General features: G+C 48.9%; 1 protein-coding gene. It reads right to left on the reverse strand.

The features are described from left to right. Nucleotides 1-569, reverse strand: a 569-nt coding sequence (locus A3751_RS18005; RefSeq protein ID WP_156492606.1) for a hypothetical protein, incomplete at its 3' end; no start/stop codon positions are given. Between the last annotated feature and the right edge of the window lie 61 nt (nucleotides 570-630).

A 630-nucleotide genomic window follows, 5' to 3' on the forward strand; every position in this document is an offset into this window, starting at 1 on the left:
GTATCGGCGATGAGTGGAAAGCCCGGAATATTGAAACTGATCTGACGATAAGTGTCAGTGGTGCGATCACAGGTACTGCCAACTTTGAGCGCCACGTTTATCGCGGTGTCGTCGACGGTGCTAAGGTAGTAGTCGCTGTCAGAATCAAAGACGGTGTAGGCAGGTCGTTTGACTGGATAAACACCGCATATATCGGTGGCATAGGTTTCGAGCTCGTATATGCGTCTCGTCGCAGTCTTTGAATAGTCAATTAGCTTGAGGGTTCTTCCATCAGCAAAGGCTGCGAATTCGTAGCCTGGAGCCTCTTCGTCAGTATCTAGAACAGCAACTGAGTCCTTTGTGTCGTTGATCGTGGCGATTTCGATGACGCGCCCGTTATCAGGGCTGTAGGAGTAAGCTTTACCTGTTGGGGCTCCTGCTTCATCTTCTTTAGAAAAGAAGATGTTAATGCTTTTAACCTCGGCTTCTTCGCTTTGCTCCTGCAGAGATTCACTGCATGCGCTGGATAGAGCAATGGTGGCGAAGAGGGGGGCGAGCGTGGCGGCCTTTCTCAATAAAGTAAAACCCATGAACACAACTTTCCTTGGAATTGGTTGACCTAACCCCGACAGTATATCGACCTTACATTTT

The sequence above is a fragment of the Oleiphilus sp. HI0080 genome (assembly GCF_001635135.1).